Here is a 17,180-nt window from a genome sequence, read left to right as displayed (position 1 = left end):
CGACGCGCTGCGGCGTCCACACGCGGCTGACCGGCGCGCGGCCGAGATCGACAGCGGCGACCGGGACTTCCAGGACATCGGCACGCTGGTGCGGATGTCGTTGCGGGAGCAGGGAGGCATCGTCCGGCTGCACGACGACGGCAGCATCGGCGCCGACATCGCCCTTGAGCTGGCGAAGGTGCCCGGCTACCGGTTCGTCCCGGTCACCGGCGACCAGCCGGTCGAGGCCACCGCGACGGAACGGTTCACCGGCGCGGTCACCACGTGGTCGCAGCGCAACGGTGGCGTCGTGCTCGTGCTGCTCGGCACGGCGATCGCGATCGCCGCCCTGCTCGGCATCCTGCGGACCCTCATGCAGCTCGGTCTCGCACACACCGACCGTCGGCTGCGACGAGAGAGCGACCAGGCACCGCCGCCGTGGTTCGCGCCGCCGGTCTCGGTGATCATCCCGGCGTACGACGAGGCACTGAACATCGCCGCCACGGTGAGGTCGATCGCCGCGAACAACCATCTCGCCGAACGTCGAGGTGATCGTGGTCGACGACGGTTCCACGGACGGCACCGCGGACCGCGCCGAGGAGCTGAACCTGCCGGGTGTCACCGTGATCCGGCAGGTCAACCAGGGCAAGCCCGCCGCGCTCAACACGGGCATCCGCCGGGCGAGGCACGACGTGCTCGTGCTGCTCGACGGCGACACGATCTTCGAGCCGGACACGATCGGCCAGCTCGTGCAGCCGTTCGCGGACACCGGCGTCGGCGCGGTCTCCGGCAACGCCAAGGTCGGCAACCGCCAGGGTCTGCTCGGGCGCTGGCAGCACCTGGAGTACTGCGCCGGGTCCAATCTGGACAGACAGATCCTGCACGGGCTGCGGTGCATCCCGACGGTGCCGGGCGCGGTCGGGGCGTTCCGCAAGGCCGCGATCACCGACGTCGGCGGCGTCAGCGACGACACGCTGGCCGAGGACACCGACCTCACGATGGCGGTCACGCGCGCGGGCTGGCGGGTCGCGTACCGGCCACAGGCCAAGGCGTGGACCGAGGCGCCGGTCACCGTCCGCGGCCTGTTCCGCCAGCGTTACCGCTGGTCGTACGGCACTTTCCAGGCGATGTGGAAACATCGCGGCGCGTTGATCGAGAACGGGCCGATGGGCCGGTTCGGACTCATCTACCTGTTGGCGTTCCACCTGCTGTTGCCGTTGCTCGCCCCGGTGATGGATCTGTATGTGATGTACGGATTCCTCGTCGCGGACGCGCCCCTCGCGGCGATCGTGTGGACAGTATTTCTGCTGATCCAGACCGCGAGCGCGGGCTACGCGCTGCGGCTCGACGGCGAGTCGCTCAAGCCGTTGTGGGCATATCCCCTACAGCAGATTGTATACAGGCAGCTGATGTACGCGGTCGTGATCCAGTCGCTGATCACCGCGCTGCACGGCACGCAGCTGCGGTGGATGTCGGTGCGGCGAACGGGTCGGCTCTTGGACGCGCCCGGCGGTACGGTGCACGTCACTTAGCCACGGTCGGAAGGAATGCGGGTGGGTCGCACTCCCTTGGACGCGCCCGCGCGTCAGCAGGAGGTCTTCGCCGCCGTGCTCGACGTGCTGGCCGAGGTCGGCTACGCCCGGTTCAACATGGACCTCGTCGCGTCCAGGGCGCGCGCGAGCAAGGCGAGCCTCTACCAGCGCTGGCCGTCGAAGGCGCGGCTGATCACGGACGCTCTGAGGGCGAACCTGCCGGAGCTGCCTCAGCCGGACGAAGGAACGTTCGCCGAGGACGTGCGCCAGATCCTGCGCTCGTGGGGCGAGCCGATGCCGTTCGACACCGCAGGGATCTTCCTCGGGCTGCTCGAGGGAAGCCGCCAGGACGCCGACCTCGCATGCCTCCGTGCGGAGCACATCGACCGCGCCTACACGGAGCATCTTCAGGTCGCCGTGGATCGGGCGAAAGCGCGCGGCGAACTGCCGGAGCGCCTCGACGCCGGCATCCTCATCACCGCGCTGATCTCGACTTTCGTCCTGCGTTCCGACGAGCAGGGTGTGATCGACGGCATCGTCGACGGCCTGTTGACACCGCTGATAGGGACCAACTAACTCGTCAGATCGTAGTTGCTGCGCTACGTTCGGTCATGGAGTCAAAAGAACAGTTTTGTTCTGTTGAGGGGAACTCTCGTGACCGAAGCTGCCGTCTGCCCAGTCATGCACGAACGCGACCACCCGCTGCAGCCGCCGGTCGGATTCGCCGAGGCCGTCAGCGACGGCCCGGTCAAGATGCTCTGGCCCAACGGCGTCGAGGCCTGGGTCGTGTCCAGCTACGCCGGTGTCCGGCAGGTGCTGTCCGACCCGCGCTTCAGCACCCGCAAGGGTGGCCACCCGGAGATGCGCACCGACGAGGGCGAGCCCGTGGTCGACGCTGACCAGCCGGGCAACATCAACGGCATCGACGGCGAGGCGCACATGCGGTTGCGCCGTCCGCTGGCTCGCGGCTTCATGGTCAAGCGCATGAACGAGCTGCGTCCGCGCATCCAGCAGATCGTCGACGAACACCTGGACGTCATGGAGGCCAAGGGCGCCCCGGCTGATCTGGTCGGCTCGCTGTGCCTGCCGCTGCCGTCGCTGGTGATCGCCGAGCTGCTGGGCGTGCCGCCCGAGCATCAGGAGTTGTTCCAGGCGACCGCCAGGGAGATGTTCGGCAAGAACGGCTCCAAGGACGAGTACATCGCGCACGCCACCAAGCTCGGCGAGGTGCTGTCGCCGATCGTCGCGGAGAAGAAGGCCGCGGGCACCAACGACGACATGATCGGCCTGATGGCCAACGACACCGACTTCAGCATGCAGGAGCTGATCTTCCTCTGCATCGGGCTGCTCGCCGCCGGCCACGAGACGACGTCGAACTTCCTGGGCCTGTTCACCCTGCACCTGTTCGAACAGCCCGACCAACTGGAGATCCTGCGGCGCGACCCGAGCCGCGCCGACGTGATCGTCGAGGAGCTCATGCGGTACACGGTCGGCCAGCTGGGCGGCGTCGGCATCACCCGCAGGGCGACCGAGGACGTCGAGGTCGACGGCGTGCTGATCAAGGCAGGGGACTGGGTGAGCGTGTCGCTGCTGGCGAACCTCGACGAGGAGCTCTGCCCCCGTGCGGAGGAGCTCGACCTGGAACGCGATGCCGTGTCGCACCTGGGCTTCGGTTTCGGGCCTCACCAGTGCCTCGGCGCCAACCTGGCCCGTGCGGAGCTTCAGATCGGATTGCGGTCACTTTTCACCCGGTTCCCGAACCTGCGTCCGGCGGTGCAGGTGACGGAGATGAGCTATCGCAACGACATGATCACCTACGGCGCGGCCGCGATCCCGGTGGTGTGGTGATGCCAGGGAGCGTGACGGTCCGGATAGACCAGACCGGGTGCATCGGATCGGGCCAGTGCGTGCTCGCCGCACCGGACGTGTTCGATCAGTCAGATGACGACGGGCTCGGCATCGTGCTGATCCCGGAACCCTCAGCCGACCTGCTGCCGGGCGTTCGTGACGCGGTGGAGAGGTGCCCTGCCCAGGTGGTGAGCCTGGAAGAGTGACTTGATCGGCCGTTCCGGTGAGGTGCCATCACTGGAAATTGATTCAGTTCCTGTTCGCCGGCACCTCGTTGGCCCCTTTCCCGTCACCATCACCGTCCAGAATCGTAAGCGCGACCACCACGGCGTTGTGGTGGCGCGCCAACGTGTCCGGGGAGAGTCGAAAGACCCTTCCCGACCAGGCCGGACAGCGGGATGGTGACGGCGGCGCGGTGAATACCGGTGGTGTGCAACGGGTACCTGTACAGCGGGGGTCCGGCGCACGTCAGGAGGGCCAGCTATGGTCAACAGCGACGCATTTCCAGCTCGCGTGGACAAAACCGACGTGCGGCACGTGGAAACACTGACCAGCGCACTGCGGGCACTGGATTACGAATATGGCGGCGGCGCCTGCCGTGACGCCTGCGTCGCGTTGTTGAACTGGGCGAACCCGCTGCTCGACGCAGGCTCGTCCGGACGGGTGCTGCACCGGCTCCAGGTGGCCATCGCCGACCTGCACAACCTGGCCGGCTGGGCGTCGTTCGACATGGGACTTCTCGAGTCGGCACACCTGCACTTCGGCCGTGCGATGAGCCTCGCCCGTGCGTCGGGCAACAGCGCGTTGGAGGCCAACATCCACTACAGGATGGGCCGCGTGCACCTGCACTATGAGCTGGCCGAGGACGCTTTGGCGTCGTTCCAACGAGGTCTGCCCATCGCGCAGGCCAGCGGATCCACGTTGGCCCTGTCGATCCTGCACGCCAACGAGGCATGGGCGTTCGCGAAGATGGGCGCCGAGAGGCAGGCGTTGCGCCAGTTCGCACGCGCGGAGGAGGAGTTCGAACGCGCTGAGGGCGAGGACGCACCGCCGTGGGCCCGGTTCTTCGACCTCGCCGACCTGGTGTCGATCGGCGGCATGGTGCACACCGAGCTCGCCCGCACCTGCGACGTGAAGTACGCGCGGTCCGCGATCCCGTTGCTGACCAGGGCCATTTCCTCCGGGGGAGAGGAAGCGTCACGCAGCCAGTCCTTCCGGCTCGCGGCGCTGGCGGTGAACTACCTGGTGCAGAACGAGGCCGAGCAGGCGCGGGACATCGGGGAGCAGGCGATCGCGGTCTCCGGTCCGATCCGCTCGGCGCGCACGCGGGACCGGATGCGGCCGTTGAAGCAGGAAGCGGAACGGATGCGCGGCAACGAGGCCGCGGACGAGCTCTCGGCCCGGCTCACGAGCTTCATGACGGCGTCGCAGGGGGCTGCCTGAGTGGAAGGCGTCGCCGGGGCCCGAGGAGAGGTTTGGGCTTCGAGCCCCGGCGACACCATGAACAGAGCGGCACCCAGCTGGGGGCCTAAGATGCCGCTCCGGCTCGTGTGTCAGCAGCGGATGTCGTGCGCACCGGGTAGGTCTGGGCGCCGGAGTTCCACTCGACGTAGGCGGACGTGCAGGTGTCCAGGGTGTTGGCGCCGCCGGACCACAGTTCCTTCTGGCGGTAGCGGCCCTTCTTCAGACCCTCGTGCCCGTACGGTTCACGCGCGTCCTTGTGCGCCCACTTCTCGATCACGATGAGTTCCGGGGTGTACGGGGCACCGGCGTTGTGGGTCTCCGTCCAGGTGTAGACGTAGGCCCAGTTCTTGCCACAGCCCTTGAACTGCTTCACCGACGCCCACCGCTGCCCGTGATCCCCGACGTAGGCGGTGTTGCCGATCTGGGTGACGGGTCCGCAGCCGGGAGCGCTCTCAGCCAGCGCGTTGTTCGCCGTGACCAAGCCGAGAAGCACCGCACCTGCGGCGATGAGTGCTGACCTCTTCATGAGCTGTGAGCATCACGACGGCCGCTGACATTTCGCTGACACCTCGGGTTACCGGCTGGTTAGGATCGGCTCATGCAACGGCGGTGGGGGTTCAGGGTTCTCGGATCGTTGCAGGTCATCGACTCGGGCCGGCTGGTGGAGCTCCGCTCGGCCAAACAGCGTGTCCTGCTCGCCGCGTTGCTGATGAAAGCCAACGCGCCGGTCTCGTCGTACGAGCTGATGGAACATCTCTGGGGCGAGGAACCGTCCGGGTCGGCGCGCGCGACTCTGCAGACGTACGTCATGCGGTTGAGACAGTCGCTGGACGACCTCGCCGACCGCAAGCTCGTCCGCACGTGGCCGACCGGCTACTCGATCCACGTCGAGGACGACCAGCTCGACCTGCTGACGTTCCAGCGGCTGCGTGCGGAAGCCCGTCGCGCACCCGACCTGGAGACCGAGGCCCGGCTTCTCGGCGAGGCCGCGGCGCTGTGGCGCGGACCCGCTCTGGACCAGATCTCGTCGCTGCGCATGGAACAGACCGACGTCCAGCGTCTGAACGAACAGCGCTGGGAGGTGCTGGAGCGCCGCAACGACGCCGAGCTGCAGCTCGGCCGGCACGACCAGATCGTCGACGAGCTGCGCTCGCTGGTCGCGGAACACCCGTTGCGCGAGCGCTTCTGGTACCAGCTGATGCTCGCCCTGCACCGCACCGGCCAGCAGGCGCAGGCGCTCGACGTGTACCGGCGGGCCAGTGAGGTGCTCGCCGACGAGCTCGGCATCGACCCGAACGCGGAACTGCGCGCCCTGCACATGGAGGTCCTGGCAGGCTCTTCCGCGCCGGTCGCCGTGCAGTCAGGACCCTCCTGGCTGCCGCCGGCGGTGGGTGACTTCTCCGGCAGGGCCGACGAGGTCGTGCGGCTCACGGCCGGCTTGCGCTCCGGCGGGACGTGGACGATCACGGGCCCCGGCGGTGTGGGCAAGACTTCGCTGGCCGTCCATTGCGCGCATGTCGTGCGGGACGCGTTCCCGGACGGCCAGCTGTACCTGAACCTGCGCGGCGGCGAGCAGAAGCCCGTCGAGCCCGCCGCCGCCCTCGACCGGTTGCTGCGCGGCCTCGGCGTCTCCGGTGGTGCCATTCCGTCCTCTGTGGAGGATCGGGTGGATCTCTACCGGGATCTGCTGTCGGACCGGCGGATCCTGGTCGTGCTGGACAACGCGATCAACGAGGCCCAGGTCCGGCCGTTGCTGCCGGGAACGACCTCGGGCGCGGCCCTGGTGACGTCACGGGCGGCGCTGGCCGGCCTGGAGGCGGCTCACGTCGTGCCTCTGGACGTGCTGCCGTCATCTGATGCGCTGGCGCTGCTGCGTGCGGCGGTCGGCGAGACCCGCTGTGCCGCCGAACCCGGTGCGGCGCAGGAGATCGTGACCTACTGCGGCAAGCTGCCGCTGGCGCTGCGGGTGGCGGCGGCACGCCTGGTCGCGCGCCCGCACTGGCAGCTCGCGAAGCTCGCCGGCCGGTTGTCCGACGAACGCCGCCGCTTCGACGAGCTGTCGCTGGGCGACCTCGACGTGCGTGCCTCCCTCGCGCTGTCCTACGACGGCCTGGACGAGACGCACCGAACCGCGTTCCGGCTGCTGTCGCTGGTCGACACCCCGGACTTCCCGGCGTGGGTCGCGTCGCCGTTGCTGCGCCTGGACCTCGACGACGCGGAAGACCACGTCGAGGCACTGGTCGACGCTCGCCTGGTCGACTACGCGGGCCGCGACGCGCTGGGGCAGGTGCGCTACCGGCTGCACGATCTGCTGCGCGCTTTCGGCCGTGAGGCCGCGTCCGAGAACCCGGCCGTTGCCCTGAAGGCGCTGTTCGAGCAGTGGCTCGACCTCGCCACGCGGGCGGACGTGGAGCTGCCGCACCAGGCGATCCGGCTGGAACCCCTTGCGCTGGAACGGTTCGACCTCGGCGACGCGGCAGACTGGTTCGACGCGGAGTGGCAGAACATCCACGCCGTGATCACCCAGGCCGCCGCTCTCGGCCTGGGTTCCACGGCCGCCGAGCTGGTGATCCGGTCGACGGCGTTCTGCGACCTGCGGGCGCGGTTCGACGACTGGGAGCAGATCAACGACCTCGGGCTGTCGTGCGCGCCTCCCGAACGCAAGCCGATCCTGTTCCAGCAGCGCGGAATCCTGTGCGCGCGGCTGCACAACTACGTCGCCGCGTCGGAGAACTTCCAGGCCGCCCAAGAAGGTTTCGCCCTTGCCGGCGACGTGTGGGGCGAGGCCTACGCCTGGTACGGCATGGGCTGGATGCACGAGTGGAGTGGCCGGTCCGCGGAGGCCCGTGAGGCGCATCGTGAAGCGATGAGCCGGTTCGTCGCATCCGGCAACCCGCACGGCGAGATCGAGGTCCTGTGCTCGTTGGGCGCCATCGAACGGCGTGCCGGTGGTCTGGCCGCGGCGCAGGAGTACCTGGAGCGCGCGCGACGAGTCGCCGGGCAGCTGGGCGACGAGCAGAGCGAGCTGATGGCGACGCTCGAACTGGGGCGGCTGCACCAGTTCACGGGTGAGCTGCGGATGTCGGCGGAGTTCCTGCGGTCCTCGCTGGCCGCCGCGCAGAAGCTCGGGGATCCCGACATGGCGGCGAACATCCGGTTGTTCCTCGCGGACACGTTGATCCGGTCAGGGCAGATCTCCCTGGCCGAGGAACAGTTGCGGCAGGCCTGGGAGTTCTTCGAGGAGCACGACGACCGGCAAGGCAGGATCTGGGTGTGGCGGCTGCGTTCCGGCTTGGCCGCGACACCGGAGGAAGCCGTGCGCCTGGCGTCGCTCGCGCTGGACCAGGCCCGGGAGATGGACTCGCCGCCGGAGTTCGGCCGGTCGTTGCGCGTGCTGGGCAACGCTTTGGAGCGGGCAGGCCGGGTCGAGGAGGCTCGGGAACACTGGCGGCAGGCCGAGGAGACGTTGACCGCGGCCGGGTTCCAGGCGGAGGTCGACGAACTCCGCCTGGCGACGTCCTACTGAGCACCAGGCAGTGTTTCAGGTAGCGGGTGAGTCTTGGGCGGACAGCTCTTCGGCCAGTTCCATACAGCGCAGGCGGGCTGGGGAGAAGTCGTAGGGCATCTTGCCGATGGCTTCCAACGCGCTCATGGAGTCAGCCTCCCGCCTGCCAGAGCTGAGGTCGGCCTCGTCCTCGCCGTCATCGGCGGTAGCAGCGTGCAAAGTGTCCCAGGCGTCGAAGAGGGCGTCGTCGTCCTTGTCCAGGCCGGACTCCTCGATGACGGCCTGCAGGGCGCTTTCGAAGGCGTGCCGCTCGACGGCCACTTGAGCCACCCGTGGATCATCGACGGCGACGCTGTCATCGAGTGCCTCCTCGGCGTCATCGATGCGGTCGGAATGCTCCCGCAGAGCGGGATGCGTGGCCAGGACGACGAAGCGGGTGGCCCGGACGGCCGCGCCGAGCGGGCCGAAGATCCGCTCAGTGACCAGCAGATCGTCCAGGTCCGCCTGACGCAGGGAGCCTTCGGGCAGGCTCTTGAGGCGTTCGGTGACGAAGTCGGAGAGCAGGCCCATCCGGCTGCCTTCGGTGCGCATCCGCTGCACGGCGGTCCGTTGCCGCCGCAATTCCGCCTCCTGCTCGGCGAGGGTTTCCTCCAACCGCTCCAGGATGCCCGCGATACCGTCTCCGCTGTCCGCACCGGCGGAAGCCATGCCGGTGGTAAAGGCGTCACGGATGTCGTCCAGGGCGATCCCGGCGTTGGCCATCTTGCGAATCCACAGCAGGCGGATCATGTCCTCGTACCCGTAGCGGCGGCGGTCATCACCGCCCCGCTCAGGCTCGGGGAGCAGGCCGATCTCGTGGTAATGGCGAATCGCCCGTGGCGTGCTGCCGGCGAAGGCCGCCGCGTCACCGATCTTGACCTGGCGGGGTGGCGTGAAAGACGAATGCATGAGCAGGGACCTTTCCTCAAGGGATCGGGACGTAAGTCCACTGGACCACATGCCGCTACGGAAGGTGCAACCCTGTACACACCGCCCCGCGCCAGGAAATGTGCCCTTCCTCCGCAATGACCGCAGGACCGTCGTTTCCTGCTGGGGTCTAGCCCTGGTTCTGGCTCAGCACGGTGTCGACCGTGACGCCGGACGCCACGATCATGCTCAGCAACGGGTCCGGTACCTGCCGGTGGAACTGCACGACGTAGTTGTCGGCGGTCGAGAACATGGCCTTGGCCATGCCCTGCCACGTCTTGGTGATCCGCGCGACCTCGGTCTCGGTGTGGTCGCGCAACGAGAAGTTCCACGCGCGGAAGTTCTCGGCGTAGATGCCGCCGACCTTCATTCCGTTGCAGACGTAGGCGAAGCGGACCTTGCCGAACACGTTCTCCTGGATGATCTCGCCGATCGGCATGCCGTCGCCGCGCTCGACCAGGACCTTGGACTTCCACATGGTCGCCGGACGCGTGATGCGGAGCACCGGATGGCCTTGGACGTCGCGGATCTCCAGCCGGACGTCGAGCATCGAGTCGAGCTTGGTGAAGGCCCGCAACGCTTTGGCGGCACCGGACTGGCCGACCTGCTCGACGGTGCCGATGTGGCGGGCGTGCTGGTCGTAGATGACGTAGGAGTTCGACATCTCGACGAGCTTCGCCTTCTGGTTCACGACCAGGACGGGCTCGGTGAACAACGTGCCGCCGCCGCCCTGCACCACTCCCTGGACACCGGCGCGCTGGACCTGCTGCGCGACGCGGTCCTGGCCGGTGCCGCCCATCTGCATTTCCGCGTGGTGGGCGTCGGTCTGCTGCTGGCGCGGCTGCACGTGTGACGTCCACTGGGTGCCGTCCCACCAACGGACGAAGCGCGGGTCGGCGTTGTCGGGATACCAGCCGGGAGCGAGATTCACGCGGATGAGGGTAGTGCGGAAGTCGCTCACCTGCGCCAGGATGCGAAGCATGTTCGCAGGCAAACGATTCTTGGTCGCGGTCTTCACCGCGACACTCGTCCTGTTCGGCGTCAATGCCGGAATCGCGACCGCGGCTCCGGAAGTCTGTGCCGGCGCCTACCAGGGCGACAGCCGGCTCGGGCCGGAGACGCTGCCCCGGCCGTGGCAGCAGCCCGTCGGCCCGCTCGTGGCCGGGTACAAGAGGTTCGGCAACCTCACCCCGGACGCGTTCCTGGCGAAGTACTGGAACGGCACGAGCTGGAACTACCCGCCGCAGGACGGGTTCTGGCTCAAGCCGGACGGCGAGCCGATCAAGTACAGGAGGACCCTCGGCGCCAACACGAAGCTCGACCGGTTCGGCAGCGAGTACGGCGGGTTCCTGGCGTACAAGGGCGCGCACTACTCGACGCGTGCGATTCCGCCGCAGAGCCTGAACACGTTCGACCCCGCGTATCGCTGCAACTACCACGCCTACAAGGTGACGAAGGCGTTCGCGGTGTGGGAGGGCCCGATCGCGCCGTGGTTCGAGCAGCCAGGCGGTGGTCTGCAGCAGAAGCTGGACAGGGCGCTGGTGCCAGGCGACGGGGCACTGAATGTCGCCTGGCTGCTCTCCAACGGCTACCTCGTGCGGATCAACTGACTGTGATCGCGCCCGCCGGGCACAGGCTCGCCGCTTCCTTCGCGGTGGCCTCGTGCTCGGCGTCGGGGTGCTCCTGAAGGAGCACGACCGTGCCGTCCTCTTCGTTCTGGTCGAAGAGGTCCGGGTCCGTCAGAACGCACATTCCCGAACCGCAGCACTTCGACTGGTCGACGGAAATCTTCATGTTCACCACGCTACTGGCAACGAGTGGACTCCGTAGATCCCCATGTCCGTGCGCAGTGGCACCTCCTCCGGCTCCACGTCCAGCCGGAGGTCGGGGAACTCCTGGAACAGCTTGGAGAACCCGATCCGCATCTCGATGCGGGCGAGTTGCTGGCCCAGGCACTGGTGGATGCCGTGCCCGAACGCGACGTGCCCCGACGCGGGCCGGCGCAGGTCGAGCTCATCGGGGTTGCCGGTGAACTTCTCCGGGTCCCGGTTCGCCGCAGGCACGTGCATCAGCACGGTGTCGCCCGCCTTGATCAGGTGCCCGTCGATCTCCACGTCCTCGACGGCGGTGCGCACCGGTCCGAAGTGGATGATCGACAGGTACCGCATGAGCTCCTCGACGGCGTTGTCGATGACCTCCGGCTCGTCCTTGAGGATCTTGAGCTGATCAGGGTGCTGAAGCAGCGTGAACGTGCCGATGCCCAGCATGTTCGCGGTGGTCTCGTGCCCGGCGAGCAGGAGCAGCAGCGCCATGTTCGACGCTTCCTCGTCGGTCGGCTCCCCGGTGGCAAGCAGGTCGCTGATCATGTCGTCGCCGCCGGGGTTCGCCTTCTTGCGGGCGATCAGCTCGCGCATGAAGTCCTGGATGCGCGCAATCGCGTCCATGGCTTCCTTGAACGTGCTGTCCAGGCTCAGCATCTTCGCCGTGTCTTCCTGGAACCTGTGCCGCTCGTCGTAGTCAACGCCGAGCAACGCGCAGATCACCAGTGACGGCACCGGAAGCGCGAACTCCTTCACGAGGTCCGCCTTGCCGTCGAACGTCCGCATGTGTGCGAGCTGGTCGTCGACGATCGTGCCGATCCACTCGGACAGCTGGTTCATCCGCCGGACCGTGAACTGGCCCTGCAGCATCTTGCGCAGCCGCGTGTGGTCCGGCGGGTCCTGGCTGAGGAACATGCCCGGCTCCGACTTGCGCTTGTCCTCGGGCACCTCGCCCTGGAAGCGCCGGTCGAGCATGTGGTGCTTCTCCGGGTTGTTGCTGAACTTGGGACTTCCCAGGATCTCGCGCACCTGGTGGTGGCCGGTGACCAGCCAGCCGAGGTGACCGTCGGCGAACTTCAGCCGGCTGATGCGGGCCTGGTCCCGGATCGCGGTGACCTCGGCGGGCGGGTCGAACGGGTTCTGGCGCGTTGTGGGCAGCTCTTCGGAGATCAGTTCGGTCATCTCGCACACCTCCCAGTGCTCGGCAGAGGACCTATTTCGAAGCTACAGAACTTTCATGACTCCGTGAAGGTGAATTCAGGGTTACGGTGCGCCACGTACCGAAATCTGTCCGCATCTGCCTGTCGTGGGTCGCGACGGCCACCGCGGCCTTCGTCCGGTGGAGTGCGTCGGTCAGCTCGTCGACCAGGGCGATCGACAGGTGGTTGGTCGGTTCGTCGAGCAGCAGGACGTGCGGTCCGCTGCTCAGGAGGATCGCCAGCCCCAGTCGCCTTCGCTGTCCAGTGGACAGGCGGCCGACCGGGCGCGCGAGGTCTTTTCCGCTCAGCAGACCGAGTTCCTCCCCCCGGGAACAGAGCTGTGCCGCGGTGGCGTCCTCGTTCTCGAACGTGGACTCCTGTGCCAGCAGCGCCACCTTGCCGACGTGGTGCACGGTGCCGGTAGCAGGCGTGATGAGGCCGGCGAGCACGTTCAGCAACGTCGACTTGCCCGCGCCGTTCTGGCCGGTGATCAGCAGCTTCTCTCCCGCGCTGAGCGAGATCGGCTCGGTGAGGTTCAGCCTTCCCGGTACTTCGAGCGGGGTGGCGTGCAGCAGGTCACCGCTGGCCTCGAGGTCAGGGGGAGCGAAGCGCAACGGTGGCGGGGGAGCGTCGACGCGCTGGTCGTCGAGCTCCTCCAACCGGCGAGCGACGTTGCGCATCTTGTTCGCCGCCCGCGTGCTGCGCTTGTGCTTGAACGCGCCCTTCGGCGGGCGCCAGGCGTCCTTCAGGCGTGACTGAGCGCGTTCGACCTTCTCGGCCAGTTCGCCGTGCTCGGCTTCCTCCTGGGCGAACCGCTGTTCCCAGCGCTGACGTGCGGCGCGTTTGGCCTCCTTGAATGCCCGGTAGCCGCCGCCGTGCAGGTGCACCTCGCCGTCCGGTGCCGGGTCGAGGTCGAGCAACTGGGTGCAGACGTCGTCCAGCAGCGTGCGGTCGTGGCTCACGAGAACCACGACGCCGTGGTGCTGCTGAAGGCGTTCGGTCAGGAAGGACAACGCGGCCGCGTCGAGGTGGTTGGTCGGTTCGTCGAGCAGCAGGACGTCGGCGCGTTCGGCGAGCAGGCAGGCAAGCCTGACGCGGTAACGCTGTCCGACACTGAGCTGCCCGAGTTTCGTCGACCTGTCGTGGTCGGCGTCGAGCGCCTTGAGTGCGATGCCGGCGCGGCGTTCCGCGTCCCACGCCTCGATGTCCTCGGCGTGGGCCAGAGCTTTCTCGTAACGCTGCTCGTCGAACGGCTCCGCCGCACTGTCCAGTTCGGACAGTGCTTGACGGCTTTCGCGCAGCGCTTCGGACAGCAGGTCCCCCACCGTTTCGTCTTCGTGGAACGGCATTTCCTGTTGCACGAGGCTCAACGAACCGTGCCGCGTGACAGTTCCCTGGTCTGGCACCAGGTCTTCGGCGAGCAAACGGAGGAGCGTCGTCTTGCCGCGGCCGTTCTCGCCGATGACGCCGAGACGGTTTCCTGCGGAGACTTTCAGCGAGATGCCGTCGACGACAGGGCCGGCCTCATAGCCCTTGGTGAGATCTTGGGTCGTCAAATGGACATGCGAGCGCACGGGAATCCTCTTTTGGGTACGCGAAATCAGGACGTGTTGCGTGGTGGCACACGTCCGTGATCAGAGGTAGAAGACCCCGTACCCGAATCCCATGAAACTCACGGTACCTACGGTCGCAACACCTTTTCGACGGCCTTCTTGAGGTCCCGCAGGCTTTCCTCGGTGCCCGGCCTCGGCCCGGTCGTGCTGCCCCCGCCGACGAGCCGGTAGAAGAGCAGGCCCTCGATGAACGCGGTGAAGTGTGCGCCGGCGTGTTCCGGGCTCTCGTGGCCCAGCGCCCTGGCCAGCGCGGTCGCCTGTTCGCGAGGGGAGTGGACGAGGATCGACTTGAGCTCCGGGTGGTGCGTGGCCTCGAGCATCGCCGCGTACCTGGCGAGCGTCCGGTTCCGCTCGACGAGCCAGCCGTCGATCGTCTTCGCGATGCCGCCGGCGAGGTCGTCCTGGTCGAGGACGATCTCCTGTTGCTCCTGGACGGCGAGACGTTCCACGAACCCTTCGATCAACGCCTTGCGCGTGCGGAAGTACGCGCTGGTGGAGCCTTCCGGCAGGCCCGCCTCGCGGTCGACCGCGCGATGGGTGAGCCCGCGCATGCCTTGTTCGGCCACGATCCGGATCGCGGCGTCGGTGATCAGGTCCTTGCGCACCGTGCTCCTCGTCTCTCTACAGCTGTAGTCTACAGGTGTAGAGTCCTCTACATCTGTAGAGGAGGCCGGGATGAAAGCGATCGTGGTGGGCGGCGGCATCGGTGGACTGGCGACGGCGGTGTCGTTGCGGCGTGTCGGCTGGGAGGTCGTCGTCTACGAACGTGCCGCCGAGTTCGGCGAGATCGGCGCCGGTGTGGGCGTGATGCCCAACGCGCTGCGTGCGCTGGAGTGGATGGGCCTCGCGGACGAGGTCCGACGGCTGGGCACTCCGCGTGTGTCGGGCGGTGTCAGAGCGTCTGATGGGCGTTGGCTGGCGCACTTGCCCGATGTCGGCCAGGAGAAGGTCATCGCGATGCATCGAGCCGATCTCCACGGTGTCCTGCTGCGCGCGTTGCCGTCCGAGATCCTTTTCAACAACGTCGAGGTGACCGGCGTTGAGGAGCTGGACGCAGACCTCGTGGTGGCGGCGGACGGCATCAACAGCCGCCTCCGCGCGGAGCTGCTGCCCGACGCGCGGGACCGGTGTACGCGGGGGCCACGGCGTGGCGAGGGGTGGCGCCGGGTCCCTACGACCTGCCGATCACGCAGGCACTCGGTCCCGGCGGCGAGGCGGGGATCCTGCCGCTGGGGGACGGCAGGGTCTGCTGGTACGTCGCCGCCGTCGCGCCGCCGTCGGCCCCGCTGGACCCGGCGGAGTTGTTCGCCGGCTGGCACGACCCGCTTCCGGAGCTGGTGGCGTCGACCGCCGACGTGATCCGGCACGACATCTACCAGCTGCCCCTGTTGCCCACGTTCGTGTCCGGACGGGTGGCGCTGCTCGGCGACGCGGCGCACGCGATGACGCCGTACCTGGGGCAGGGGGCGTGCATGGCGCTGGAGGACGCCGTGACGCTGGCTTCGGTCGACGGTGATCTCGCCCGGTACGACGCGTTGCGGCGGCCTCGCACCCAGGCGGTGTGGAAGGGCTCGCGGCTGGCGGGGAAGTTCGGGATCGAGGTGCGGTCGCCGATCGCGCTGGCGTTGCGGAACTTCGCGCTGCGGGCGTTGCCCGGCTCGGTGGCCGTGCGCGGGATGACCCGTTTCTCTTCGTGGGAAGTGCCTGCGAGTGCTTGGTGAGTACACAGTGGACGGTGTGCGGTGGATTCGCTTGGCCCGTGCGACGACCGACGAACCTCGCTGTCGCTGCTCGCGGCAAGGTTCACTCGAACGGGTCGAATCCACCGGTGAACTAGATCACCGGTCAATGTTTGATCTCGGTGAGATAACAGTCGAAAACCACCCTTTGTCGCGCCCTTTGTCACCCGGTTGCGGTATCAAGCACTCGCTGAGCGTGTCGGACGCGGTCCAGTGATCCAGATGGCGTAGCGCGAGAGGCGGTTTCGGCCACACGAAAGCGCAACTACGGTGCCTCGCCATGACCCCCGTCCCGACTGATGTGATGCCCCGTTCCCTCACGGCGCTTCCCCCGGCGCAGGTCGAGCACACCGTCGAGATCGACATTGCCGAGGTGGAGGACTTCGTCCGCCAGCACCACGCCGAACACCCCGGCCTCGGCCCTGTCGAGGACAGGCTGGCCGAAGTGCACGCGGAGATCGCCGCCACCGGCACCTACCGCCACACGACCGCCGAACTGACCTTCGGCGCCCGCGTGGCCTGGCGCAACAGCTCCCGCTGCATCGGCCGCCTGTACTGGCGCAGCTTGAAAGTGCGCGACCTGCGCGAGGTCTCCACCCCCGCCGACGTGGCCGCGGAGTGCGTCGAGCACCTCCGCGTGGCCACCAACAAGGGCAAGATCCGTCCCGTCATCACGATCTTCGCCCCCGCTGAGCCCGGCATGCCCGCCCCGCAGATCCTCAACGAGCAGATCGTCCGCTACGCCGCCTACCGCGGCACCGACGGCGGTGTGCTCGGTGATGCGCGAAATCTGGCGTTGACCGAGCTGGCGTTGAAGCGCGGCTGGCAACCGCCGGCCACGCGCGGCCCGTTCGACGTGCTGCCGCTGATGGTGTCCTGCGAGGGGCACGACCCCGCACTCGTCGAGATCCCCGCCGACGCGGTGCTCGAGGTGCCGTTGTCCCACCCGGATCTCCCGTGGCTCGGGGCGCTCGGCGTGAAGTGGCACGCCGTTCCCGCGATCAGCAACATGCGACTGCGCATCGGCGGTGTCGACTACCCGTCGGCGCCGTTCAACGGCTGGTACATGGGCACCGAGATCGGTGCGCGCAACCTCGCCGACCACGACCGGTACGACCTGCTGCCGTACATCGCCAAGCGGATGGGCCTGGACATGTCGTCGGAGGCGACGTTGTGGCGCGACCGAGCGTTGATCGAGCTCAATCGCGCCGTCCTGCACTCGTTCGGCGAGGCCGGGGTCACGATCACCGATCACCACACCGAGGCTCAGCGGTTCATCACCCACCTCGAGAAGGAGGAGGCGGCTGGTCGGGCGTGTCCCGCTGACTGGTCGTGGATCGTGCCACCCGTGTCGGGCGGCCTCACGCCGGTCTACCACCGCTACTACGACACCCAGGACCTGCTGCCGAACTTCTTCCCCGCGGCGGCTCCCGGGAAGTGTCCGGTCGCTCACTGATCGCTTGCCCGCACGGTCCGTGCCGGGTGGGATGGAGGTGTGCAGCTCACCAGGAGTCT

The 17,180-nt window shown here is 67.9% G+C and carries 18 protein-coding genes; 10 read left to right on the top strand and 8 right to left on the bottom strand.

All coding sequences use genetic code 11. The annotated features are described in order from the left end of the window. Positions 1 to 553 (bottom strand): hypothetical protein (locus tag FXN61_RS52130; RefSeq protein WP_246291556.1); only part of this gene is annotated, 553 nt, incomplete at its 3' end. Here FXN61_RS52130 and FXN61_RS52125 point away from each other — a divergent pair. From FXN61_RS52125 to FXN61_RS15140, 5 genes are all read left to right on the top strand, one after another. Then, positions 534 to 1,511 carry a glycosyltransferase family 2 protein gene (locus tag FXN61_RS52125; RefSeq protein WP_312877750.1) on the top strand — a complete coding sequence of 326 codons (978 nt, stop codon included), beginning with the start codon at positions 534 to 536 and terminating at the stop codon, positions 1,509 to 1,511. The two genes, FXN61_RS52130 and FXN61_RS52125, sit on opposite strands and share 20 nt — an antisense overlap. Positions 1,512 to 1,532: 21 nt before the next feature. Then, positions 1,533 to 2,087, top strand: a complete 555-nt coding sequence (locus tag FXN61_RS54315; RefSeq protein WP_223165444.1) for a TetR/AcrR family transcriptional regulator — start codon at positions 1,533 to 1,535, stop codon at positions 2,085 to 2,087. 78 nt (positions 2,088 to 2,165) lie between these two features. Then, positions 2,166 to 3,359: a cytochrome P450 gene (locus FXN61_RS55335; protein ID WP_167974378.1), complete on the top strand. Its 1,194-nt coding sequence runs from the start codon at positions 2,166 to 2,168 to the stop codon at positions 3,357 to 3,359. Positions 3,360 to 3,370: 11 nt separating this feature from the next. Continuing rightward, positions 3,371 to 3,565, top strand: coding sequence for a ferredoxin (locus FXN61_RS15145; RefSeq protein WP_167974376.1), 195 nt, complete (start codon positions 3,371 to 3,373; stop codon positions 3,563 to 3,565). A 277-nt stretch (positions 3,566 to 3,842) separates the two neighbouring features. Further along, the gene (locus FXN61_RS15140) at positions 3,843 to 4,802 is read left to right on the top strand and encodes an NsdA family TPR-like regulatory protein (protein WP_512698747.1); all 960 of its coding nucleotides are present in this window, start codon (positions 3,843 to 3,845) and stop codon (positions 4,800 to 4,802) included. An 85-nt stretch (positions 4,803 to 4,887) separates the two neighbouring features. Here the strand turns inward: FXN61_RS15140 and FXN61_RS15135 are convergent, their stop codons facing one another. Next, positions 4,888 to 5,349 carry a hypothetical protein gene (locus FXN61_RS15135; protein ID WP_167974372.1) on the bottom strand — a complete coding sequence of 154 codons (462 nt, stop codon included), beginning with the start codon at positions 5,347 to 5,349 and terminating at the stop codon, positions 4,888 to 4,890. 72 nt (positions 5,350 to 5,421) lie between these two features. Between FXN61_RS15135 and FXN61_RS15130 the strand changes: the two genes are divergently transcribed. Next, entirely contained in the window at positions 5,422 to 8,349 is a 2,928-nt protein-coding gene (locus FXN61_RS15130) for an AfsR/SARP family transcriptional regulator (protein WP_167974370.1), read from the top strand. 15 nt (positions 8,350 to 8,364) lie between these two features. On the opposite strand, the gene FXN61_RS15125 is transcribed toward FXN61_RS15130, so the two are convergent. Next, positions 8,365 to 9,327 carry a MerR family transcriptional regulator gene (locus FXN61_RS15125; RefSeq protein WP_246291554.1) on the bottom strand — a complete coding sequence of 321 codons (963 nt, stop codon included), beginning with the start codon at positions 9,325 to 9,327 and terminating at the stop codon, positions 8,365 to 8,367. 97 nt (positions 9,328 to 9,424) lie between these two features. Further along, positions 9,425 to 10,225: an LURP-one-related family protein gene (locus FXN61_RS15120; RefSeq protein WP_312877749.1), complete on the bottom strand. Its 801-nt coding sequence runs from the start codon at positions 10,223 to 10,225 to the stop codon at positions 9,425 to 9,427. 49 nt (positions 10,226 to 10,274) lie between these two features. Here FXN61_RS15120 and FXN61_RS15115 point away from each other — a divergent pair, with 49 nt between their 5' ends. Next, complete coding sequence (locus tag FXN61_RS15115) at positions 10,275 to 10,904, top strand: TNT domain-containing protein (RefSeq protein ID WP_223165442.1); 630 nt, start codon at positions 10,275 to 10,277, stop codon at positions 10,902 to 10,904. Here FXN61_RS15115 and FXN61_RS15110 read toward each other — a convergent pair. The 4 genes from FXN61_RS15110 to FXN61_RS15095 form a co-directional block, all read right to left on the bottom strand. Beyond that, positions 10,897 to 11,088, bottom strand: coding sequence for a ferredoxin (locus tag FXN61_RS15110; RefSeq protein ID WP_167974365.1), 192 nt, complete (start codon positions 11,086 to 11,088; stop codon positions 10,897 to 10,899). The genes FXN61_RS15115 and FXN61_RS15110 overlap by 8 nt on opposite strands. Positions 11,089 to 11,090: 2 nt before the next feature. Further along, the gene (locus FXN61_RS15105) at positions 11,091 to 12,296 is read right to left on the bottom strand and encodes a cytochrome P450 (RefSeq protein WP_167974363.1); all 1,206 of its coding nucleotides are present in this window, start codon (positions 12,294 to 12,296) and stop codon (positions 11,091 to 11,093) included. Between the two features lie 31 nt (positions 12,297 to 12,327). Further along, complete coding sequence (locus FXN61_RS15100) at positions 12,328 to 13,887, bottom strand: ABC-F family ATP-binding cassette domain-containing protein (RefSeq protein WP_312877748.1); 1,560 nt, start codon at positions 13,885 to 13,887, stop codon at positions 12,328 to 12,330. 107 nt (positions 13,888 to 13,994) lie between these two features. Continuing rightward, on the bottom strand, positions 13,995 to 14,531 hold the full coding sequence (locus FXN61_RS15095) for a TetR/AcrR family transcriptional regulator (protein ID WP_223165441.1): 537 nt from the start codon (positions 14,529 to 14,531) through the stop codon (positions 13,995 to 13,997). A gap of 70 nt (positions 14,532 to 14,601) precedes the next feature. Here FXN61_RS15095 and FXN61_RS52110 point away from each other — a divergent pair, with 70 nt between their 5' ends. The 3 genes from FXN61_RS52110 (at position 14,602) to FXN61_RS15085 (ending at position 17,121) form a co-directional block, all read left to right on the top strand. Then, a complete protein-coding gene (locus FXN61_RS52110) occupies positions 14,602 to 15,285 on the top strand; it encodes an FAD-dependent oxidoreductase (RefSeq protein ID WP_246291553.1) in 684 nt (227 codons plus the stop codon). Then, positions 15,264 to 15,647: an FAD-dependent monooxygenase gene (locus FXN61_RS54310; protein WP_281360470.1), complete on the top strand. Its 384-nt coding sequence runs from the start codon at positions 15,264 to 15,266 to the stop codon at positions 15,645 to 15,647. The genes FXN61_RS52110 and FXN61_RS54310 overlap by 22 nt, the downstream gene beginning before the upstream one ends. Before the next feature lie 298 nt (positions 15,648 to 15,945). Continuing rightward, positions 15,946 to 17,121, top strand: coding sequence for a nitric oxide synthase oxygenase (locus FXN61_RS15085; protein ID WP_167974359.1), 1,176 nt, complete (start codon positions 15,946 to 15,948; stop codon positions 17,119 to 17,121). Positions 17,122 to 17,180 lie beyond the last annotated feature (59 nt).

The organism is Lentzea indica, assembly GCF_012184385.1.
Taxonomy (GTDB): domain Bacteria; phylum Actinomycetota; class Actinomycetes; order Mycobacteriales; family Pseudonocardiaceae; genus Lentzea; species Lentzea indica.
This window is presented reverse-complemented; position numbering and strand designations above follow the sequence as displayed.

What these genes read in the sequence shown, in the direction of transcription:
- FXN61_RS15140 (WP_512698747.1), top strand. Translation starts at nt 3,843, where the DNA reads ATGGTCAACAGCGACGCATTTCCAGCTCGCGTGGACAAAACCGACGTG.
- FXN61_RS15135 (WP_167974372.1), bottom strand. Translation starts at nt 5,349, where the DNA reads ATGAAGAGGTCAGCACTCATCGCCGCAGGTGCGGTGCTTCTCGGCTTG.
- FXN61_RS15130 (WP_167974370.1), top strand. Translation starts at nt 5,422, where the DNA reads ATGCAACGGCGGTGGGGGTTCAGGGTTCTCGGATCGTTGCAGGTCATC.
- FXN61_RS15125 (WP_246291554.1), bottom strand. Translation starts at nt 9,327, where the DNA reads ATGTGGTCCAGTGGACTTACGTCCCGATCCCTTGAGGAAAGGTCCCTG.
- FXN61_RS15115 (WP_223165442.1), top strand. Translation starts at nt 10,275, where the DNA reads ATGTTCGCAGGCAAACGATTCTTGGTCGCGGTCTTCACCGCGACACTC.
- FXN61_RS15110 (WP_167974365.1), bottom strand. Translation starts at nt 11,088, where the DNA reads ATGAAGATTTCCGTCGACCAGTCGAAGTGCTGCGGTTCGGGAATGTGC.
- FXN61_RS15105 (WP_167974363.1), bottom strand. Translation starts at nt 12,296, where the DNA reads ATGACCGAACTGATCTCCGAAGAGCTGCCCACAACGCGCCAGAACCCG.
- FXN61_RS52110 (WP_246291553.1), top strand. Translation starts at nt 14,602, where the DNA reads ATGAAAGCGATCGTGGTGGGCGGCGGCATCGGTGGACTGGCGACGGCG.
- FXN61_RS15085 (WP_167974359.1), top strand. Translation starts at nt 15,946, where the DNA reads ATGACCCCCGTCCCGACTGATGTGATGCCCCGTTCCCTCACGGCGCTT.